12 protein-coding genes are annotated in these 19,439 nt (G+C 68.7%); all 12 read right to left on the bottom strand.

Annotated elements, in window-relative coordinates:
* Positions 1-4: 4 nt before the first annotated feature.
* On the bottom strand, positions 5-2,962 hold the full coding sequence (locus tag VLK31_RS24505) for a type VI secretion system Vgr family protein (RefSeq protein ID WP_409171059.1): 2,958 nt from the start codon (positions 2,960-2,962) through the stop codon (positions 5-7).
* A gap of 415 nt (positions 2,963-3,377) precedes the next feature.
* The gene (tssH, locus tag VLK31_RS24510) at positions 3,378-6,125 is read right to left on the bottom strand and encodes a type VI secretion system ATPase TssH (protein ID WP_409171060.1); all 2,748 of its coding nucleotides are present in this window, start codon (positions 6,123-6,125) and stop codon (positions 3,378-3,380) included.
* A 40-nt stretch (positions 6,126-6,165) separates the two neighbouring features.
* A complete protein-coding gene (gene tssG, locus VLK31_RS24515) occupies positions 6,166-7,224 on the bottom strand; it encodes a type VI secretion system baseplate subunit TssG (RefSeq protein WP_409171061.1) in 1,059 nt (352 codons plus the stop codon).
* A complete protein-coding gene (tssF, locus tag VLK31_RS24520) occupies positions 7,221-9,113 on the bottom strand; it encodes a type VI secretion system baseplate subunit TssF (protein ID WP_409171062.1) in 1,893 nt (630 codons plus the stop codon). The genes tssG and tssF overlap by 4 nt, the downstream gene beginning before the upstream one ends.
* A gap of 7 nt (positions 9,114-9,120) precedes the next feature.
* Complete coding sequence (gene tssE / locus VLK31_RS24525; RefSeq protein WP_409171063.1) at positions 9,121-9,636, bottom strand: type VI secretion system baseplate subunit TssE; 516 nt, start codon at positions 9,634-9,636, stop codon at positions 9,121-9,123.
* The gene (locus tag VLK31_RS24530) at positions 9,629-10,462 is read right to left on the bottom strand and encodes a type VI secretion system accessory protein TagJ (protein ID WP_409171064.1); all 834 of its coding nucleotides are present in this window, start codon (positions 10,460-10,462) and stop codon (positions 9,629-9,631) included. The genes tssE and VLK31_RS24530 overlap by 8 nt, the downstream gene beginning before the upstream one ends.
* A gap of 49 nt (positions 10,463-10,511) precedes the next feature.
* Positions 10,512-11,069, bottom strand: a complete 558-nt coding sequence (locus VLK31_RS24535; RefSeq protein WP_409171065.1) for a hypothetical protein — start codon at positions 11,067-11,069, stop codon at positions 10,512-10,514.
* Between the two features lie 52 nt (positions 11,070-11,121).
* Positions 11,122-13,140, bottom strand: a complete 2,019-nt coding sequence (locus tag VLK31_RS24540; RefSeq protein ID WP_409171066.1) for a caspase family protein — start codon at positions 13,138-13,140, stop codon at positions 11,122-11,124.
* A gap of 155 nt (positions 13,141-13,295) precedes the next feature.
* Entirely contained in the window at positions 13,296-14,456 is a 1,161-nt protein-coding gene (locus VLK31_RS24545; protein WP_409171067.1) for a hypothetical protein, read from the bottom strand.
* Between the two features lie 27 nt (positions 14,457-14,483).
* The gene (locus VLK31_RS24550) at positions 14,484-15,251 is read right to left on the bottom strand and encodes a hypothetical protein (RefSeq protein WP_409171068.1); all 768 of its coding nucleotides are present in this window, start codon (positions 15,249-15,251) and stop codon (positions 14,484-14,486) included.
* 58 nt (positions 15,252-15,309) lie between these two features.
* Positions 15,310-16,914: a murein transglycosylase A gene (locus VLK31_RS24555; protein ID WP_409171069.1), complete on the bottom strand. Its 1,605-nt coding sequence runs from the start codon at positions 16,912-16,914 to the stop codon at positions 15,310-15,312.
* A gap of 54 nt (positions 16,915-16,968) precedes the next feature.
* On the bottom strand, positions 16,969-18,936 hold the full coding sequence (locus VLK31_RS24560; protein ID WP_409171070.1) for a protein kinase domain-containing protein: 1,968 nt from the start codon (positions 18,934-18,936) through the stop codon (positions 16,969-16,971).
* Positions 18,937-19,439 lie beyond the last annotated feature (503 nt).

The following is a 19,439-nucleotide window of genomic DNA, read 5'->3' on the forward strand; positions in this document are numbered from 1 at the left end:
CCTGCTACGACGAACGGCCACCACCGGCGCCGCCGGAGCCACCCGCACCACCTGCACCCCCCTCGCTGCTGCCGCTGGCACCGGCGCCCGAGCTGCTGCCGCCGCCTGTTGCCGCGGGCGGCGCGGGTGCCGGTGGCGGCGGTATGGCGGAGCCGTCCGCGTTGGTCGACGGCTCCTTGCCCAGCGTCTCCGCCGGCGTGTCGATGCCCAGCGCCGCAATGGCCCCTTCGCCCACGATCATGCCGACCGTTCCAAGCACCGAGTCGGAGCCGAACTCCCCGCCCGCGCGCCGTCCCCGTGTCACGGCCGCCAGGCTGGAGAGCCGCCCCGCGAGCCCCGGCAGGCCCTGGGCGGCCGCTTCCTTCGCGGCCTCGTCCAACGCCGTCGCGGCGTCGGCGTACTGCTTCAGGGTGGCGGCAATGTCCGCGTCGGCGCCCGCCGCACCCACCACCGCGCCCAGAATGCCCGCCACCGCGGCCGCGTCGCCCGCACCCGCGCCCACGCCGGGCGTGAAGGTGTGCAGGCCGGCCTGTTGCAGATCGATGGCAAAGGACTTGATCTCCGGCGCCGCGCCGTTCAGCAGCTTCACGCCCAGCGAGTTCTCGATGGCCACGCCCACAAAGTTGGAGATGGAGATCGCCAGCGCGCTCTCGATGCTCATGCCCATGAAGGTGGAGCGCGCGATGCCCAGGTTGGCCTCGCTGTTCATGCCGATGTAGCCGCTGGTGTTGGGCCCCAGGATGGTGGTGTTCGCGCCCACCGAGGTGGCGTCGATGCTGCCCACCGCCATCATCTCGATGCCGGTGTTGCTCATCATCTTGATCTTGTTGGCCATCAGCCCCAGCGGCCCGGTGGGCACGGTGATGTACTTGGAGCTGGCGCCCGTCACCAGCCAGTCGATGTGGCCGGCCTCGAAGCTCATCTTCGCGGCCTTGTAGGTGAGGTTGCCGCTCACGGTGACGGTCTGGTTGCCGATCACGCTGCGTGTTTCACCGGCGCGCGAGGTGTCCTTGCGTGCACCGGTGACGTCGGTGGTGTGCGTGCCGGTGACCGTGAGCGTGTCGTTGCTGTCGACGAAGGTGTCGCGGTTGCCCACCACCTGGTTGTTCTGCTTGCCCTTGACGGTGTTCTTCTGGTCGACCGCCACCATGGTGGTTTCATTGCGCGTCACCGTGCTCTTGCGGTCGCGGTCCACGTGGTGGGTCTGATCGCGCTTGACGGTGATGCTCTGGTCGCGGTCCACCGTGGTGGCGTCGTCGCGCTCCACGCTGCGGCTCATGTCCAGCTCGGCGTGGATGTTGATGTTCTCCTCGCCCTTCTTGTCCTCGAACATGATCTCGTTGTAGTTCGCGGCGCCGCCGCCGGGCGTGGAGCGGGTCTTGAAGCCGCTCTGCGTGGGCGACTTGTACGGAATGGGCTGGTCGTCGTTGTAGACGCGGCCCACGATGATGGGGCGGTCGGGGTCGCCGTTCAGGAAGTCGACGATCACCTCCTGCCCGATGCGCGGAATGAAGTACCCGCCCCAGCCCTTGCCGCTCCAGGGTTGCGACACGCGCACCCAGCAGGTCGACTTTTCGTTGCTCTCGTCGTAGCGGTCCCAGTGAAAGTGCACCTTCACGCGCCCGTGTTCGTCCACATGCAGCTCGTCGCCCTTGGGGCCGACCACGATGGCGGTCTGCGGCCCCGGCATCGTCACGCGCGGCGTGAGGCGCGGCGCGCGAAACAGGCGCTGCGTGGGTATCACCGTCAGCAGGAACACGCTGCTGCCGGTATGCGCGGCGGCCAGCGCGGGCGTGGTGGCCATCAGCTCTTCGAGCACGGGCAGCGTGTCGGCATTGACCGCGTCGTCGCGCAGCACCTCGGCCAGCGCGTCGTGCGCGGAGCGGGCCGCAGCACCAGCACCAGCACCAGCACCAGCACCAGCGCCTGCATTGGCGCTCACGCCTTCGTAGCCGCGGTGGCTGGCAACGAAGGTGCAGGCCGCAATGATGTAATCGCCGTTGCGCGTGCCGTCGGGGTCGCCTTCGAAGGTGAAGCCGCGTCCGGCGGCCACGTCGGGCCATGGCGTCACGGCCCAGTGGCGGTCGCGGCGCGCATTGAGTTCTTCGCCGCGCAGCTTGGCGCGGGTTTCGGCGTCGTCGCCGCTGAAGTAGCCGCCCGGAAACTCGAACACTTCGAGGTTGGCCAGTTCGTGGTCGTCGGACGCATCGATGTCGGCGCCCAGTTTTTTCTTGATGGCCTTGAAGTCGCTGTCGCGCGAGGCATGCTTGCCGGTGTCGAACTGTCGTGCGCTGACCCAGCGTGCAATTTCGTTGAAGCGCGGCTCGGCGGCGTTGGTGGCCATGTGGCGCAGGGTGTCGGCGGCGGGCAGTTTGTCGTGCGCCATGTCGCTGGCGTCCGACAGATGCATGGTGCCGGGTGCGTCGTGCGCGTCGAACCAGTAGTACACGCCTTCGTCCTCCATCAACCTCGACAGAAACTGGTAGTCGCTTTCCTGGTGTTGCACGCAGTAGCGGCGTGGTTTGTGCACGCCGATGACGTTGTCGGCCTTGGTTTTCTTGAAGCGTTTGATGGGGCTGTCCTCGAGCACGGCGTCGAGCACTTCGAGCACTTTCTTGTCTTGCAGGATGCGGGAGTTGGCGCGCTTGGTGAGCAGCCAGAACCACGATCGCAGGGTGATTCGATATTCATAATGCCGGCCCATGTGTCCGGCGCGCACGAAGCGCACGGCGTGGCCTTGGCAGTGCCGTTCATGCGGTGCGCCGTCCTGGTCCTGGAACACGATGACGATGTCGAAGGCGTGGCCGAGGATGTCGGTGGCGTTCAGGGTCTTGTTCTTTGAGAGCACGGTGAGTTCGTACGCCGATGCACGCGCCAGGGCTTCGTGGCCGACGATGCGCCAGAACATGAGGTCGTCCTTGGCGGGGGAATCGGTCTCTATACGGAACTCGTTGTCGGGCATTTTTTGTTCTCTGTTTACTCGTCTGCTGTTCAGGTGCTGCTGTTCAGGTGCTGCTGTTCAGGTGCTGCTGTCCAGGGTGCTACTGTTCAGGGTGCTGCTGTTCAGGGCGCTCTTGTTCAGGGCGTGTGCACAGGCCGCCGGGTACTCCCCTCCGCGAATGTCCCCCGGGCTTCGCCCTCCTCCTTTATTTCGCTGCGGGGAGCACCCGACGCCCTGTGCACCTGGACACGCTCTGGGTGATCGCGCGATCAACCACCGCGGCTTACAACGCCCACGTCGATGGGGTGCCTTGCGCAGCGAAATAAAGGAGGAGGGGCGCAGCCCCGGGGGACATTCGCGGAGCAAGGCACCCCGTCGGCGTGGGTGTCGCCCTGAATGAACCCGACTGCGCCGAAACGAACAACAAGCGCCCATATCAGTCGAACGCATAGGTGAAGTCCGCGTCCTTGACATCGAGAGCAACGCGACGAATTTCCCCTCCCGATGCCAAGCGCTGCAGGTACTCGACAGAAATCGTAGGCAAGACGGTGTTGGTAAGAATCGCGTCGATCACGCGCCCCCCCGACTCCGGGTCCTGACACCGCGCCACCACCTGATCGACCACCGCTTCGCTGTAGTCGAACGGCACACCATGATTGGCCTCCACCCGCTTCTTGATACGACCCAACTGCAGCCGCACGATTTTCTTCATCATGTCCGGCGACAACGGGTAATACGGAATCGTCACGATGCGGCCCAACAGCGCCGGCGGAAACACCTTCATGAGCGGTGCCTTCAACGCGTCGGCCAACGCGTTGGAGTCAGGCAGCAACTCCGGGTCGCGGCACATGCTCATCACCAATTCGCTTCCCGCATTGGTCGTCAACAGAATGATCGTGTTCTTGAAATCGATCATGCGGCCCTCGCCGTCTTCCATCCAGCCCTTGTCGAACACCTGAAAGAAGATCTCGTGCACATCCGGGTGCGCCTTCTCCACCTCGTCCAGCAACACCACGCTGTACGGCCGACGACGCACCGCCTCGGTCAGGATGCCGCCCTCGCCATAGCCCACATAACCCGGCGGCGCGCCCTTGAGCGTGGAGACCGTGTGCGCCTCCTGAAACTCGCTCATGTTGATGGTGATGATGTTCTGCTCGCCACCGTACAACGCCTCGGCCAAGGCCAGCGCCGTCTCCGTCTTGCCCACGCCCGAGGTGCCGCACAGCATGAACACACCAATGGGCTTTTGCGGGTTGTCCAGCCGCGCACGCGAAGTCTGGATGCGCCGCGCAATCATCTCCAGGCCATGCTTCTGGCCGATCACGCGCTGGTTGAGCGTGTCGGCCAACCTCAGCACCGCCTCGACCTCGTTCTTCACCATGCGACCGACCGGAATGCCCGTCCAGTCCGCGACCACAGAAGCCACGGCCTGCTCGTCGACTGAAGGAAGAATCAACGGATTCTCGCCCTGCACCGCCTGGATCTGCGCCTGCAGCGCATGCAGTTCCGTGAGCAGCGCAGCGCGCTCTTCGCTCCCTCCCCTTCCGGGTGAGGGTTGGGGTGGGGGCACGACAGCCTTTGCATCGCCGTCGGCCTCCCCCGAAGAGGCAGGCAGTGAAGCATCGACCGGCTGACTGCCCTTGCGCAACTGCGCGCGCAGCTCCAGCAACCTGTCGACCAGCCCCTTCTCTTCCTTCCAGCGCACGTTCAACGCATCGAGCTGCACCTTCGACTCCGTCAGCAACGCGGTCACGGCCGCCGAGCGCTTGGTCACGTCGATGCCAATGGCCTCCTCGCGCCCGATGATTTCCTGCTCCACCGTGAGCCCCTCGATGCGGCGCATGCAGTCTTCCACCTCGGGCGGCGTGGCGTGCTGGCTCACGGCCACGCGCGCGCAGGCCGTGTCCAGCAGGCTCACGGCCTTGTCGGGCAACTGGCGCGCGGGTATGTAGCGGTGGCTGAGCTTCACGGCCGCTTCGATGGCCTCGTCCAGCAACTGCACGCGGTGGTGCTTTTCCAGCACGCTGGCCACGCCGCGCAGCATCAATATGGCCTTGGTCTCGTCGGGCTCGGGCACCTGCACCACCTGAAAGCGGCGGGTGAGCGCCGGGTCTTTCTCGATGTATTTCTTGTACTCGGCCCAGGTGGTCGCGCCGATGGTGCGCAGGTTGCCGCGCGCCAGCGCAGGCTTCAGCAGGTTGGCCGCATCACCCGTGCCGGCCGCGCCGCCCGCGCCCACCAGCGTGTGGATCTCGTCGATGAACAGGATGATGGGGGTGGGCGAGCTCTGCACCTCGTCGATCACCTGGCGCAGGCGCTGCTCGAACTCGCCCTTCATGCTGGCGCCGGCCTGCAGCAGGCCGATGTCCAGCGTGAGCAGCTTCACGTCTTTCAGTTGCGGCGGCACGTCGCCACGCGCCAGGCGCTGCGCAAAGCCTTCCACCACGGCCGTCTTGCCGACGCCGGCCTCGCCGGTGAGCAGCGGGTTGTTCTGGCGGCGGCGCATCAGGATGTCGACGATCTGGCGGATTTCCTCGTCCCGCCCGGTCACCGGGTCCATCTCTCCCTTCTTCGCTTTCTCCGTGAGGTCGACAGCAAATTTCTTCAGCGCATCGCCCTTGCCCATGGCGGCCGGGGCCATGGCGCCGGTGTCTTCGCCGGGGGCGCCGCTGCCCATGCCGGTGCCGTCCTGCGCGCGCATCTGCGCCTCGGGAGATGCATCGCAAATCTTGGCGAAGTTGTCGGCCAGGTCTTCGACCTTGACCTTCTCGAACTGCTTCGACAAGTTGAACAGCGGGTTGCGCAGGCTCTGCGTCTTCAGCATGCCCACCAGGATGTAGCCCGTGCGCACCTGCGCCTCGCCGAACTGCAGGGTGGCATAGGTCCACGCGCGCTCGATGGCGTTTTCGATGTGCGGAGAAAAGTCGCTGATGGCGGTGGCGCCGCGCGGCAGGCGGTCGAGCGCGGCGGTCATGTCCTTGGCGACGACCGACACGTCCAGCCCGTAGTGCTGAATCACGCGGTGCAGGTCGGAGTCTTGTGCCTGCAGCAACTGGGCGAACCAGTGCTCCAGTTCCACATACGGATTGCCCCGCATCTTGCAGAACACCGTGGCGCCTTCAATGGCCTTGTAGGCCAGCGCATTGAGTTTTCCGAAAAGGGCGGTGCGGCTGATTTCACTCATGGAGGACTCCGTATCTCTGCTGAACGAATGACGATGGGGTTTATTGAAAGACGCTCTGGCTGCCGATGCGTACATCGGCCGCATCCGTGGTGCGTGCGCGCTCGCCGAGCCACGAGACCCAGCCCAGGCGCGGGCCGTTGCCTTTGAGCTCGCCCAGTCGCGTGGGCGGCACCTGCTGTTTCTCGAGCGCAAGCTGCGCGTCCCACTCGAGCTCGTCGCCCAGCAGCTGCTGCATCCAGCGCTGCAGCACGGGGCGGGCATTGCCCTTCCTGGCGAGCGGCAGAAACATGCGGTACTGCTCCAGCGTGAGCGGCCCGATGTGCAGGCGCACGCGGTGCTGGCGGTCCCACGCGCGGGAGCCGAGCATCGCGCCCATGCCCATCGACCGCGAGCTCTCGCCCTGCCCCAGGCGCGTGAGTTCTTCGGCGGGCAGGCGCATCCAGTGGCCGACCCAGCGCTCCAGCCGCACGGGCACACCGAAGTAGCTGCACAGCACGCGCTCCACGCTCTCCACGTTGTGCACGCGGCGCGCGAGCCAACCCGAAAAATGCAGGCGCGCGTCGTCATGAATTTCGTCGCGCCCCACGCGGCCCGGCGTGCCGATGCCCACCAGCGCGCCCACCTGCAACCGAAAGCGGTCTTCGCCCGGCCGGTCGAGCGCCACGGCGGGCCGGGCCTGCGCCCAGGCGCGGTAGAAGTGCAGCGAGAAGCGGTGCGAAAAGCTGTCCAGAAACGCGAGCCAGGTCGGGTCGCCGTGGTTCAGGCTGCGCTCGCGAATGAAGTCGCTCAGGTGCACCGGCAGCGGTCCGTTGGGGCCGATGTAGCCGAAGAACTGCTGGCGCAGGCGCGGCGGCGAATGCGCGGTGGCGGGCTCGAAGCGGCTGAAGCTGGCAGGCGCGAACGACAGCGAAGGCTCCTGCCCCACGCGCACCGGCTCGGCACTGGGCAACAGCGCGCGGCCCCAGCGCGGCGTGGTGGCGGCCACGGACTCCAGCCGGCGCATCACCGCGAAATAGTCGAAGGCCCACGGCTGCGCAGACCACTCGCGCAGGGCGGCGTCTACCCTGGCATTCACCGGCGCGTTCACCGGCGCGTTCACAGAATCTGCCGCGTCCCGCACAGCGGCCTCCAGCGCATCGTCTCGCCCTTGCCCGCCACGCGCAGCACGGTCTCGACGAAATGGTTCACCTCCACATGGCGCGAGAGAAAGCGCGCGAGCACCGCGCCGAACAGAAACGCGCTGTGCCCGTGAAAGGCGTCTCTGTCGACCTCGATCGTCACCTCCAGCCCGCGGCCGAAGGCAATGGGCCCCTTCAACGGCAGCCTGCGCGCGACCGGCTTGCTCTTCACCGACAGCAGCCCGCGCACCTGGCCCTGGCGCATTTCGTCGGCATGCACCGCATAGAGCATCAGCGTTTCGCGCAGCGCGGCGGCGCCCTGCTCCGGCGTGCTGTCGGACAGCGACAGGTAGTTCAGCGCCAGGTGATCGACCACCCGCCAGCCCAGCCCCTGGCTCACCACCGGCGACACCGGCCGCGACGGCCCGCGCACCATGCGCACGCGCTGCACGGGAAAGGAGTCGACGCAGTCGAAGTCGTTCTCGCGGCCCAGCGGCATCAGAAGCGGCAGGTCGCGGTTGGTGCACAGCGCGGTCACCGCCAGTTGCCGCAAGGTGGCCGCATAGGGCGCCTGCTGCGGGTCGACGATCTGCATGTACAGCTCGGAGCCGATGTGGCTGCTGCGGTGGCCTTCGGTGCGCTGCCTCACCGACAGCATGCGCGGCTCGCGCGTGGTCGTGAAGTACGCGGGGTGGCTGGTGCGGCTGCCATGAAAGGCCGAATAGAAAGGCCGAAACGGCTGCTCCGCCGCCACCGCGTTCTCGCCCGGCGCGCCGTGGCCAATGACCTCCGTGACGGTATGCACTTCAAAGTCTTGCGGGCGCGTGCGGTCGGGCACCAGGTGGAACTGGCTCACGCCTTCGCTCATGGGCACGCGGTCCAGCCGCTTGGTGAACAGGTTGACGGCGGGCACGCAGTGCAGTTGCACGTTGTCGGCACTCACCAGCTTCTCCAGTGCCGCGTCGCCGCGCGAGAACAGCAGCACGATTTCCACGTCGGTCACCGGCATCGCCGCGAGCAGCGCCCTGAGCCCGCCGATGCGCACGAACTGAAAGCGCTGTGCAAACGCAAAGTACTCCTGCAGCAGCCTGAAGCCCGAGAAGCCGGTGGCCGTCACCGGCAGCAGCGCCTCGTCGTCCTCGAAGCCGACCGCGTGGATGGCACTGGCCGGCAGGCTGTGCGCCGTGCCCTGCAGCGCGCCGCCGGGTGCCAGCGGCCGCACCAGCACGCCGATGGGCTGGCCCAGCGCGCATTCATGCAGCTGCCAAGCCACGTCTTCCGCGCCGCCAAAGTGCAGCACCAGATCGTCCATTGCAATCTGGCTGAAGTTCAGCCCCGCCGTGGCGCGCAACGCGATGCGCAGGCCGCCGCGAATGGCGCGCGACTGCGGGTGCGTGTTCAGCGGCAAATCGGGCGCGTAGCTGAAGTACTGCGCGCGCTGCACCTCCACCGGCCACACGCGCAGCGCGCTCGCGGTGCGGAACTCGCAGTGCGTGTTCTGCCCCACGGCTTGGCGTGCACGCAGCCCGCTGCCGCGCGGCAAGGTGGGGCCGGTCGCAAGGTTCGCGTCGTCGGGGTCGGGCACGAAGCTCGCGATCACCATCGCCGGCGTGGGCGCCAGAAAGTGCGGGTAGACGATGTCCAGCAGGTGGCCGGTGAAGCGCGGGTATTCGGCGTCGAGCTTCAGGCCCACGCGCGCCGACAGGAACGCGGTGGCCTCGATGAGGCGCTCCACATACGGGTCGGCCACCTCCTGGCCTTCGATGCCCAGGCGGTGTGCAATCTTGGGGAACGCGCGCGCGAACTCGGCGGAGCTTTCGCGGAAGTAGCGCAGTTCCTGTTCGTACAGGCTCAGCAGCCGAGGGTCCATGTCGGACTCACCTTGGGTTTTGCGCCATGTCCACAATCTCTATGCGGCCTTCTTCGAGGTCTACGCGGCTTCGCATCAGGAACTCGAGCGGTACGGGCTGTGCCCACAGCATGCCGCGGATCTGCAGGCCAATGCTGTTGTGGGAGTCCAGGGCCGGGCCTTCCATGACGAGTTCAACTTCGAGAGTGCGGGACAGGATGCGCGGCTCGAACTGCAGGATTGCGTTCTTCAAAGCCTGTTCCATGCTGACACGCTGCACCGACGAGGTGAACTGGCCAGACAGCATAGGCAGTCCGTAGTTGATGACCGAGCGTGCCGCGTTCGGGTATTGCTTGTCGTCCATCGACAGGCCGTAGCCGGTGGCATTGAACAGCCACCCCAGGTCGCGCAGCACGGCCTGGCGCAGCGCCTGCTTGGTGAGGGTGCGCTTGTCGTCGCCCTCGCGCTGCTCGTCGGGCGCATGGTCGACGAGGCGGTCGAGCAGCGAGGGCTGCAGACGCTCCTGTGCTGTGAGCTCAGGCATCGACTTCGCCCGCTTCGGTGTGTGCGACTGGCTCCGTTGGCGTGAACAGAATCTCGCGCACGTCCATCAACGCGTACTCGCCCGCGTCGCTGCCGAGCACGCGCTGGCCATGACCGGCCCACACCTCGGGCCGCAGCTCGCGCCATTCGGTCTTGCGCGCCAGGCGCAGCTCGCCGTCTTCGCGGGTCTCGGTGCCTTCGTAGCGCGTGGGAATGAGCGCGAGCGTTTCGCCGCCGTTCTCGAACTGCAGGTGCGCGGGCATCCACACGCAGTCGCGCAGGTCTTCGGGCGGCTCGATCTTTATGTGCGCCAGGCGCGCGTAGGGAATCCAGTAGTACTTGCCGTTGACGAAGGCTTCGAGCACCGGGCCCAGGCGCATGTCGGCATCGGCCAGCCATTCGAAAGGCGTGCCGTCGATGCTGCCGGCAATGGCCGGCGCGCCGTCGAAGGCACGCTGGCGCAGGTCTTCGGCCAGTGCGCTTTCGCCGCGGCCCTGGCGCAGCAGCGACTCGATGAGCAGCGCCAGCCATTCGTCGGGCTGGCCGAAGATCATCGGCGTGCGCGTGCCCGCGAACACCTCGGCGCGCAGGCCTTCGCAGCGCACGGCCTCGCCGTAGACCTGCTTCATGGGCACGGCCAGCGCGTCGAGCTCGGCGGCCACGGTGAGCTGGTTGAGCGCGCGCTCCCACTGCCCGAGCACGCACAGCAGCTGCGCCATGAAGACACGGTGCTTGCTGTCGGCGGGCTTGGCGCGCACGTCGTCGCTCAGGGCCTTGAGTGCGGCCACCGGGTCGGCGGCCTTGAGAAATTCGGCGGCGGTTGTCATGCGGGGTGCTCCTGGGTGGGCTTCAGTCGCTTCGTGTGCTCTGTGCGCTTCATGCGCGGGTGAACTGACATTCGCGCACCGCGCCGCGCGCGCCGGTCGCCTTCTGCGGCGCCGACTTGAGCTTGGCCGTGCGGTAGCTGATGGAGATGAGCTCCGAGGGCACGCCCCAGTTGCCGCCGGAGTTCAGCACCAGCCGGCAGACGCGGGCGTTCTCCAGCACCAGCTCGAAGGTGGCTTGCGCCTCGGTGGAGCGCTGGTCGCCGCCGGCCCTGAAGGCGCTGATGACGACCTTCAGGTCTTTCTCCTGCGCGCGCAGCAAGCTGGCGATGGTGGCGGTGGCCGCGTCGCTGCGGCGCGCGACGATCAGGTTGTTGGGCACCACCTGGTTCTGCGCGGACGACTCGGGCACCTGCACCGACCAGTAGTAGCCGCCGATGCTCAGGCGCGCCTTGCCGTCCTCGAAGGCGCGCTCGAGCTCGCCTTCGACGGGCGCGCCCTTGTTCTCGATCATCATGACCAGGTCGACATCGGCCGAGCCGGTGCCGACCAGGTCGTAGAGCTGTCGTGCGTCTTCGGGGCTCCAGGAGCCGTCGTCTAGAAATGCCATATCACCTCCGGTTGTCGAGAAAAGACTGGGGCTGAAAGCGCGCGCGCGGGCGTCATGGCCGCGTGCCTGCGTTGTCGGGGGGAGCGCCGCGCCGCAGCAGGGCCGCGAACACCTGGCGCTCGCCGCTGTCGGCCGCCGGCTGGCCGCCGCGCACGCGCACCTGCTGCACCTCGGCCTGCGCGAAAGGCACGCCGAACAAGCGCGGCGCGCTGTAGGGCATTGCGGGCACGGCGATGACGAGCAGGCGCGGGTCGCTGGCTGCGGCATCGGTCGTGTCACCAGCCATGTCGAGCCAGGGCAGGTCGAAGCGCTGTGACGACGGCTGCTCGGGCGTGCCGCGCTTGAAGCGGTTGCTTTCGCCGAGCACCTCGGGGTAGACCGGCTGCAGCGCGCCGCGCGTGTCGATGCCGGCGATGACGAGGTCAATCGAACGGCCACTGGCGTTGCGCACGCTCAAGCGCAGGCGCTCGCCGGGGCGCAGCGCGGGGAACGTGCCGCGTGCCTGCGGTGGAGTTTGTGGCTGAGCAAGCGGAACACTGCGCAGCAGGCCCTGCGCACTCCAGACTTCGAGCGTGGCGTCGAAGCCGTCGAGCCGGCCGTCCTTGCCGTAGGCCTGCAGTTGGGCCAGCCACTTGAGCTGTGCCAACGCCTGCAGCCGACGGCGCAGCGCGGCGGTGTCGGGCAACACCACGGCGGACGCGCTGGCGCCCAGCAACGGTGACAGCAGCTCCAGGCGATGGCCCTGCACGCCGAGGTCGGTCCATCGCACGTCGGCGCCTGCGGCTGCATCGGCCACTCGGATCGCGGCCGGGTAGTCCAGGCTGAGGCCGGCGGGCAAGGGCTTGTCGGCGCGCACGCGCAGCGCGATGGCGGCGGGCTCGGCCAATGGCGTGACGCTCCAGAACGCGCTGCCCGCAACGTCTGTCAGCGCAGCGGGCACGGGTAGCTCGGCACCGCCCAGGCGGGCCTGCGCGACGCTGGCCGGCGCGCTGCGCACCGTGCCGTCGTCGAGCGTGGCCAGCACGCGCACCTGCTGCCGCGGCGCCAGGCCGTCGAGCAGGCCGGCCTGCACGGCCAGGCTGTCGCCGCTGCGCTGCGCGCGCCACACCGGGCGCGTGGAAGCGGGTGCGACGCCGTTGGCGAACAGCGGCGCGTCGAGGTTGCCTTCGGCCACCGGCGACGGCAGCTCGCGCGTGGGAAAGCGCTGCGCCAGCTCGTCAATGACGGGCGGGTACAGCGCGAGCACGCCGTCGAACAGGTCGCGCCAGGTGGCGGGCTTGCGCGTCAGCGCCTCCACCAGTGCCCAGGTGAGCAGGCCCTGCGGCCGCGCGTTGCGCACCTTGCGGGGCAGGCGCAGCTCGGGCGTGATCTGGTGGCTCTCGGAGGCGAAGAAGGCGACGTAGCGGGCGCGCGGCACGGCCTCTGCGGGCGGTGGGGGTCGCACGGGGCGGGTGGGCGGCGCGCCGGCCGCGAGCTGCGTGGGGCGCAGGCCGCGCCAGCGCACTTCATCGTCGGGCGGGCCTTCGGCGGTGGCGGGTGCATCGGCCGTGCCGCGCGTCATGGAGTTGGCCGAGCAGGTGTCGAACACCGAGGCGATGAAGACGTTTTTGGCCAGGAAGGACTGGATCCATGCATCGACGTCGACATCGCGCAGATCGCCGCTGAGCACGGTGTCGCTGCCGAGCGTGCCGCGCACGTCGCGCGCGAGAAAGTTCTCGGACAGGCCGTCGGGCTCTTGGTAGCGCTTGGTGGTGTCGCGCAGGCGGGTGCCGTGGCCGGAGAAGTACAGCAGCACGAAGTCGCCGCTTGTCGACTGGGCGAGCAGCGTGGCAAGGGCGTCGTGGATCGCTTGCGATTCGGGCAAGGCGGCGCCGCTCACGCCGTCGGCGAGCACGGTGATGTCGGCGGCGGCGAAGCCTTGCTTGAGCAACGCGTCGCGCAGCAGCAGCACGTCGTTGCGCGGCGCCTGCAGCCACAGGGTCTGAGGCTGGTTGACGAGTTCGGAAACGCCGACGAGCAAGGCGCGCGGGGTTGCGAAGGCGAGGCTGCCGCAGGCGAGCAGCCACAGCACGAGCAACGCCTGCAGCCAATGCAGCTGTCTTGCTCCTTCCCCCTTTGGGGGAAGGCTGGGATGGGGGCAGCCAGAGCGCCCAGTGGAGGCGCCGCTGGCCCCCACCCCAACCCTCCCCCGGGAGGGGAGGGAGCAAGAAAGAAAGCCGGCGCGCGTCATGGCCGTTCCGACACCGGCCCTGCCGACTCGACCAGCGGCGACGCCGCCAGCACCGTCAGCGCATCCACCGGCTCCGGCACGCGCAGCAGCCAGGCACCGCCGCCGCCGGGCCCGCCCACCACGTCGGCCGAGATCGACTGCAGCAGCCGGTCGGCCTCGTCCATGCGCACGCCCTCCTTCCAGCGCACGACCAGGTCCGCCCGTGCTGGCGCAGGTTCGCTCGCGCTCGGCACTGCACGAAAGCGCACCTCGTCGTCCTCCGCCGCGTCGCGTCCGCCCAGCAGTCCGATGTTCTGCACCAGCACGCACAGCGCCAGCACCGCGAAGGCTGGGCGCGCCCAGCCCTCCGCGCCGAACCAGCGGCGGATGCTGCCCCACCACCCACCTTCAACTCCCGGTTGCGGCCGTGCAAGCAAACGCGATTCGGCACCCTCCTCGCGCGGCGCCGCAGCCAGCCCCTGACTCAACTGCAAGCCCGCATTGCGATACAGCCCCTGGTAGTCCGCGCGCGGGTCCTGCGGCCCGAGCGGCGTGCCCGACAGCACCGTGAACCCGTCGGCCACGCTGCGCAGCGCGATGCGCCCTGGCTCGGGCGCGATGTCCGGCGCCGCCTGCGCGGCCCATTCGTCGTGCACCGCGCGAATGGCCGCCAGCCGCGTGGCCGACACCTCGCCCACCACGCGCGCGCACAGCCGCGGACTGGGCGCGAGCGTGATCACGTTCCACGCCTGCACCACGCCGAACATCGGCTCGAAGGGCTCGTCGCCGGGCTCCAGCAGCACGTCGAAGACGTCTGCCCAGTCGGGCTCGCCCGCGGCCATCCAGCCTTGCCACAGCTCACCGTGAATGCAGCGGTCGAGCAGCACGCCGAGCAGCCGACCCTCGTGCACCACGCTCACCAGGCACCCCGGTGCCCAGCGGGCCGCAAAGGCGCGCCGGACTACCGCCTCGCGGCGACGGGCCAGCTCGGCCAGGGGCAGTTGCAGATCGACCGCGCTGGCCGCAGCCACGGGCGCGGCCCTTGTTGCAGCAGCCGAACCGGGCAACGACACGACGGCCGCGGCAGGCGCCTCGTCGGCTTCGGTTTCCGGCACGGCCGCACCGCTTTCCAGCGCGTTGCGAATCACGCTGAGCGGGGGCCAGAGGTCGTGGGTCATGGCGTCTGTTCCTGAATGGCTATGTCTTCAGGCATAAGACGCTTCAGCCCCCAGGATTTTGAAAACCTGCAGGATCGCGGCCATGTTGTCCGGCGCAATGGCAATGCCCAGCGTCTGCTGCAGCCACCCGCCCAGCCGGGTCTTGGCGTAGTCCGCCGTGAGCCCTTCGCGCTTGTGCACCAGCCCCAGGCGCCCCGCGCGGTAGTGGTACGACGCAATCGCATGGCGCGACGCTATGCCCGCGAGGCCGCCCTCGGCCTCCTTGCCGAAGCCTTCGCACAGCAGCAGGCGCTCGGGCTCGGGCAGCTCGGCGATGAAGGCGCGCGCCGCCAGCTGCACGCGCTGCACGCTCAGGCCGTGCTCGGCCAGGCAGGCGTCGAGGTCTTCGTGCGCGCCGACCGCGTCTTCGAGCTGCGCCTCGGACACCTGGTCGCCCAGAGAGAGCTTGCGGCGGAAGGCGCTGGCGCGGGTGCAGTCGATGAGGTAGCGGCGAAAGTACGCGCACAGCGCAAACGCGGTGGAAGGCGCGCTGTGGCCCGCGCGCTCCGGCCCTGCGTCTGCCTCGTCGGAGTCGGCCAGGTCGGTGTTCAGCCGCAGCACCTTCACATAGATGAACTGCGCCACCAGCTCCTGGCGGCCCTCGCCCAGCACCTGCAGCTCGGGCGGGTTGCAGGCCACCAGGGCGTCGCCCACGATGCGGTACATGGTGCCCATGTCGTGCGGGGACAGCGTCTGGCGTTGCCGCCAGAGGCGGACCAGCTCGGTGCTTTGCGCGGACGACAGCGTTTCCTGCATGAAGGGCCTGGGGTCTCGGGTCTGGGGTCTGAGGTCTCGGGTCCGGGCGCCCGATGGGTCAGTCGTCGACGCAGCTGCCTTCGGAAGGCACCAGGCACTGCGGCAGGTCGGCGCCCACCGCGGCGCCGCGCGTGCGAATGGTGGAAGACACCGCCGCCTGCGCCACGGCCAGGCCGCGCGGCAGAAGAATCCACAGCTGGCCGCGCTCCTTCATGCGGCGCGCATTGGTGGCCGCCTGCTGGCCGTTGCCGAAGAAATAGTCGGCCCGCACCGCGCCGCGGATGGCGCCGCCGGTGTCCTGCGCGATGGTGAGGCGCTGCATCGGCGCGCCGCTGCCGGGCGTGCGCGTCGACACGAACACCGGATAGCCCAGCGGCGTGCTGCGCGGGTCGACCGCAATCGAGCGCCCCGCCGACAGCGGCACGCCGAACGCACCCACCGGCCCACCGACCGGCGACACGGCTTCCTTGAAGAACACATAGCTCGGGTCCTTGATGCCCGAGCCCGCCACCTCACCCGCCGTGCGCCGCCCCGGCACCACCACCGCACCGCTGGCCACGGGCCGCGCGAGCGTGAAGCCGCGCGTGCGGATGGCGCCGCTGTCGACCGAACCAGCAACGGCATCGTCGTCATCCCCATCGTCCAGTTGCAGCTCGATGGACGAGCCGCGCACCTTCACCGCGCTGCGCGGCTTGCCGTTGGCGGCCTGCGCCATCGTGGGCCTGAAGGGCTGGCCGTTCTGCTCGGCGTAGGCCACGCGCAAGATTTCTCCGTTGACCAGCTTGATGCGGCCCGAGCCCTGAATCTGCATCTCGTACAGCGCGGTGGCGCTGCTCACGAAGGCCAGCACTTTGGCGTTGGGCGCGCCCTTGGTCTCGATCTCTTCGCGCGTGTAGTACGGCAGCAGCTGCTTGCCCTCGACCCGCAGGCGCACCTTGCGGTCCAGCGTGTCGCGCGCAATGCCCGAGAGGTCGAGCGCGTACAGGCCCGGTGCGCCCATGTCGCGCGTGCTCAGGCCGGTCTGCACCAGCACGTTGCGCCCTTCCACTCGCGCGGCCACCGTGCCGTTGCCCGCGGGCAGCTTGCGTGCGTCGGCAAACAGCATGTCTTCGGGCTGGCCGTACACCGGGTAGATGTACGGCGCGCCGTACTGGCGCGCGCCTGCGATCTCGGGCTCGAAGTAACCGGTGACCACGCCGTCGGGCCGGCGGTCGTCGTCGCGAATCTGGTAGGCCGAGAACTCGCTTTCGAAGAAGCCCCGGATGGCGTTGGTGCTCTTGCCATCGACCTTCAGCGCGCGGGCGCACACGTCTTTCCACTCGGCGCCACGCCCGGTGAGCACCTTGCAGCTGCCGAGAAAGGCGGGCCAACTTTCGGAGAAGTCGTCGCGCGACCAGCCCGGCACCGCGTCGAAGCCGACCGACGTGTAGGTGGCCAGTTGCGTGGAGAAGGTGCGCGCCTGGCCGGCCACGCTGGCGCCGGTGGGAGCCGACGGGCGCGGCGCGGCGGCCTCGGGTGCCGTGCTGCTGACCGTGGTGGCCGCGGGCGGCGGCACGGCGCACCCGGCCAGGGACGCCAGCGCGGCCGCCGCGGCCCAGCGCAGCGTGGTAGTGAGGGTGAAGCTGAAGCCTTGCGGCCGTGTCGACGTTGTTGAATAAGCCATGAAAGCCTCCTTGTCCGAAAAGTCGCGGCCCGCGGGCCGACGCTGTGCAGACGATTACTTCTCGATGATTTTGAAATTCGCGACGCCGTAGACGTCGTTGCAAGGCGCGCCGGGGGCGCACACAGGCTTGCCCAGCAGCGGCGACGCTCCGCTGCCGCGCGTGGCCTCCAGCGAGGCCAGCACCGGCAGCGGAAACACTGGGAACACGCCGTCGTTCTGCACGCCCGCGGCGCTGAAGTCGCGCTCGTGCTCGCTGACGAGCACCGCGAACTGGTCGGTGCCGGCCGGGCCGCCCGCGTCCATCGGCCATGAAGCGCGCGGCAGCGAGAGCGTGCCGCCGGCGGTGATCTTGTTGTACTTGTCCAGCAGGTTGGGGAACAGCAGAAACATCTCGCCGCCGCTGGACAGCAGAAAGACGTAGACGAAGCCCTCGCGCTTGCTGCGCACTTCGAAGGCGAGGCGGTCTTTGCCGATGCTCACTTCCGGCTTCCTGGGTGCGGCCGTCACGTCGAAGCCCGGGGCCGCACCGGCCGCGAAGGACTGCAGCGATTCGGCCGGTGTGCGTGGCGCGGGAGGGGGCGGGGCCGGTGGTGGCGGCGGTGGCGCGGCCGGAGCTTCGGCCACCTTGGTATCGGGCTGCGCGGGCGGTGCGCCGGTGACGGGCGACGTGGGCGTGCCAGCGTTGCTTGCGTTGCCGGTACCGGGCTGCTCACCCGTGCGGCCCTGCGACCACCACCATCCGCCGCCTGCCACGGCGGCAAGAACGGCGGCGCAGGCGAGCGCGATGGCGGCCGTGTTGCGCTTTGCTCCGCTTGCGGCGGGCGCGGGTGCTGGTGTCTTGTTGCTCGCCTTGTTGCCTGCCTTGTCGCCAGCCTTGTTCGCGCTTGCGATGACGGTCACCGCATCGGCGTGCATGGAGCCTGCCGCGCGCGGCGGCTGCGTGCGCGGCGTGGATGCCGTGCCGTGGCCGCTACCGTCCTCCAGGCCGAGCGCTTCGCGCAACGCGCCCATCGACTGCGGCCGCTGCTCGGGCCGCACGCCCAGGCCCGCGTCGATCGCTTCGAGCAGCCGCGGGCTGTAGCGCTGGCGCAGGATGTCGTTGCCCGACAGCGGCACGTAGCTGTCGGACAGCAGCCGCGCCACCGATGGCGGCGGTGCGCGGCCGCATACCGCCACGTGCATCACGGCCGCGAGCGCGTACACGTCGGTCCATGCGCCTTGCGACATGTCGGGCATTTCGGCGTACTGCTCGATGGGCGCGTAGCCCGGCTTGAGGATGACGGTGATGGCCTGCGTCTTGTCGGTGATCACGCGGCGCGCGGCGCCAAAGTCGAGCACCACCGGCCGGCCCGAGCCTTCGAGCAGGATGATGTTGTCGGGCGCGATGTCGCGGTGGTAGCAGTTGGCGCTGTGCATCACCGCCAGCGCCTGCGTCACGCCGTCCATGATGCGCAGCAGCCAGCCTTCGTCCACGCCCGCGGGAATCGCGACCAGCGCTTCGCGCAGCGTGTCGCCGCGGTAGAAGGGCATGACCATGTAGGTGGTGCCCTTCTCCTGCCAGAAGCGATAGACCTTCAGCAGCGACGCATGGTCGAACTGGGCCAGCAGGCGGGCTTCGTTGATGAAGCTGCGCATGCCCAGGTCGAAGGTTTCGCGGTGGCGCTCCGACAAAGGGGCCACGGTGCCGTCTTGCTGGCGGGTCGAGAGCGACGTGGGGAGGTATTCCTTGATGGCGACCACGCGCTCGAGCGTGTGGTCCCAGGCTTCGTAGACGACGCCGAAGCCGCCCTGGCCGATGACGCGGGTCACCTCGAATTCGGCGAGGCGGCTGCCGACGGGGAGGAGGCCGGCGTCGTGGCTGGCAGTCGGCGCTGCGGTGACTGGCCGGTTGCCGGACGGGCTGGTGACAGCGCCGGCTGTGATGACCGTGGCGGAGGTGTCTGCCGCATCCGTGGCAGTCGGCGGCTGCGGCGACCTGGGCACGACGCGGGTGCGGTCGTCTTCCGAAGAGGCGTCGGTCATCGACTGGCTCCTGCTTTGACGCTGCAATGAGCTTGCTTCCCGAGGCCGGGTCTCGCCCCGGCAGGCGACCTACTTTTCTTTGCTTCGCCAAAGAAACGTAGGCAAAAGAAAGGCGACCCCACTGTCTGCGACCCCTGCGCTTCGCTACGGGGCAACCTGCGGTGCTCACGTTTCGCGGGGTCCCACCCAAACTCGCTTCGCTCAAACAAGGGTGGGCCCTGATCCGCGAAACGCTCCGCTCCTCGGCGCAGCCAGAGGGGAGGGGAAACCACACGGGCCATCGCTGCGCTCGGCCAACATGCGGCTGCTGGCGCTGCGCGCCAGCAGCCGTTCGCGCCGAGCGAAGCAATGGCGCGTTTGGTTCCCGTTCCCAAAGCCCTTCTGGCTGCGCCGAGGAGCGGAGCGTTTCGCGGACAAGGGCTCGCAGCTGTTTGAGCGAAGCGAGTTCTGCGAGACCCCGCGAAACGCGAGCACCGCAGGTTGCCCGTAGCGAAGCGGAGGGA

Origin of the sequence: Variovorax sp. H27-G14, assembly GCF_046156345.1 — a bacterium.
GTDB lineage: Bacteria > Pseudomonadota > Gammaproteobacteria > Burkholderiales > Burkholderiaceae_C > Variovorax.

Coding starts and splice junctions, on each gene's coding strand:
- VLK31_RS24505 (WP_409171059.1), bottom strand. CDS start 2,962: ATGCCCGACAACGAGTTCCGTATAGAGACCGATTCCCCCGCCAAGGAC.
- tssH (WP_409171060.1), bottom strand. CDS start 6,125: ATGAGTGAAATCAGCCGCACCGCCCTTTTCGGAAAACTCAATGCGCTG.
- tssF (WP_409171062.1), bottom strand. CDS start 9,113: ATGGACCCTCGGCTGCTGAGCCTGTACGAACAGGAACTGCGCTACTTC.
- tssE (WP_409171063.1), bottom strand. CDS start 9,636: ATGCCTGAGCTCACAGCACAGGAGCGTCTGCAGCCCTCGCTGCTCGAC.
- VLK31_RS24530 (WP_409171064.1), bottom strand. CDS start 10,462: ATGACAACCGCCGCCGAATTTCTCAAGGCCGCCGACCCGGTGGCCGCA.
- VLK31_RS24535 (WP_409171065.1), bottom strand. CDS start 11,069: ATGGCATTTCTAGACGACGGCTCCTGGAGCCCCGAAGACGCACGACAG.
- VLK31_RS24545 (WP_409171067.1), bottom strand. CDS start 14,456: ATGACCCACGACCTCTGGCCCCCGCTCAGCGTGATTCGCAACGCGCTG.
- VLK31_RS24550 (WP_409171068.1), bottom strand. CDS start 15,251: ATGCAGGAAACGCTGTCGTCCGCGCAAAGCACCGAGCTGGTCCGCCTC.
- VLK31_RS24555 (WP_409171069.1), bottom strand. CDS start 16,914: ATGGCTTATTCAACAACGTCGACACGGCCGCAAGGCTTCAGCTTCACC.
- VLK31_RS24560 (WP_409171070.1), bottom strand. CDS start 18,936: ATGACCGACGCCTCTTCGGAAGACGACCGCACCCGCGTCGTGCCCAGG.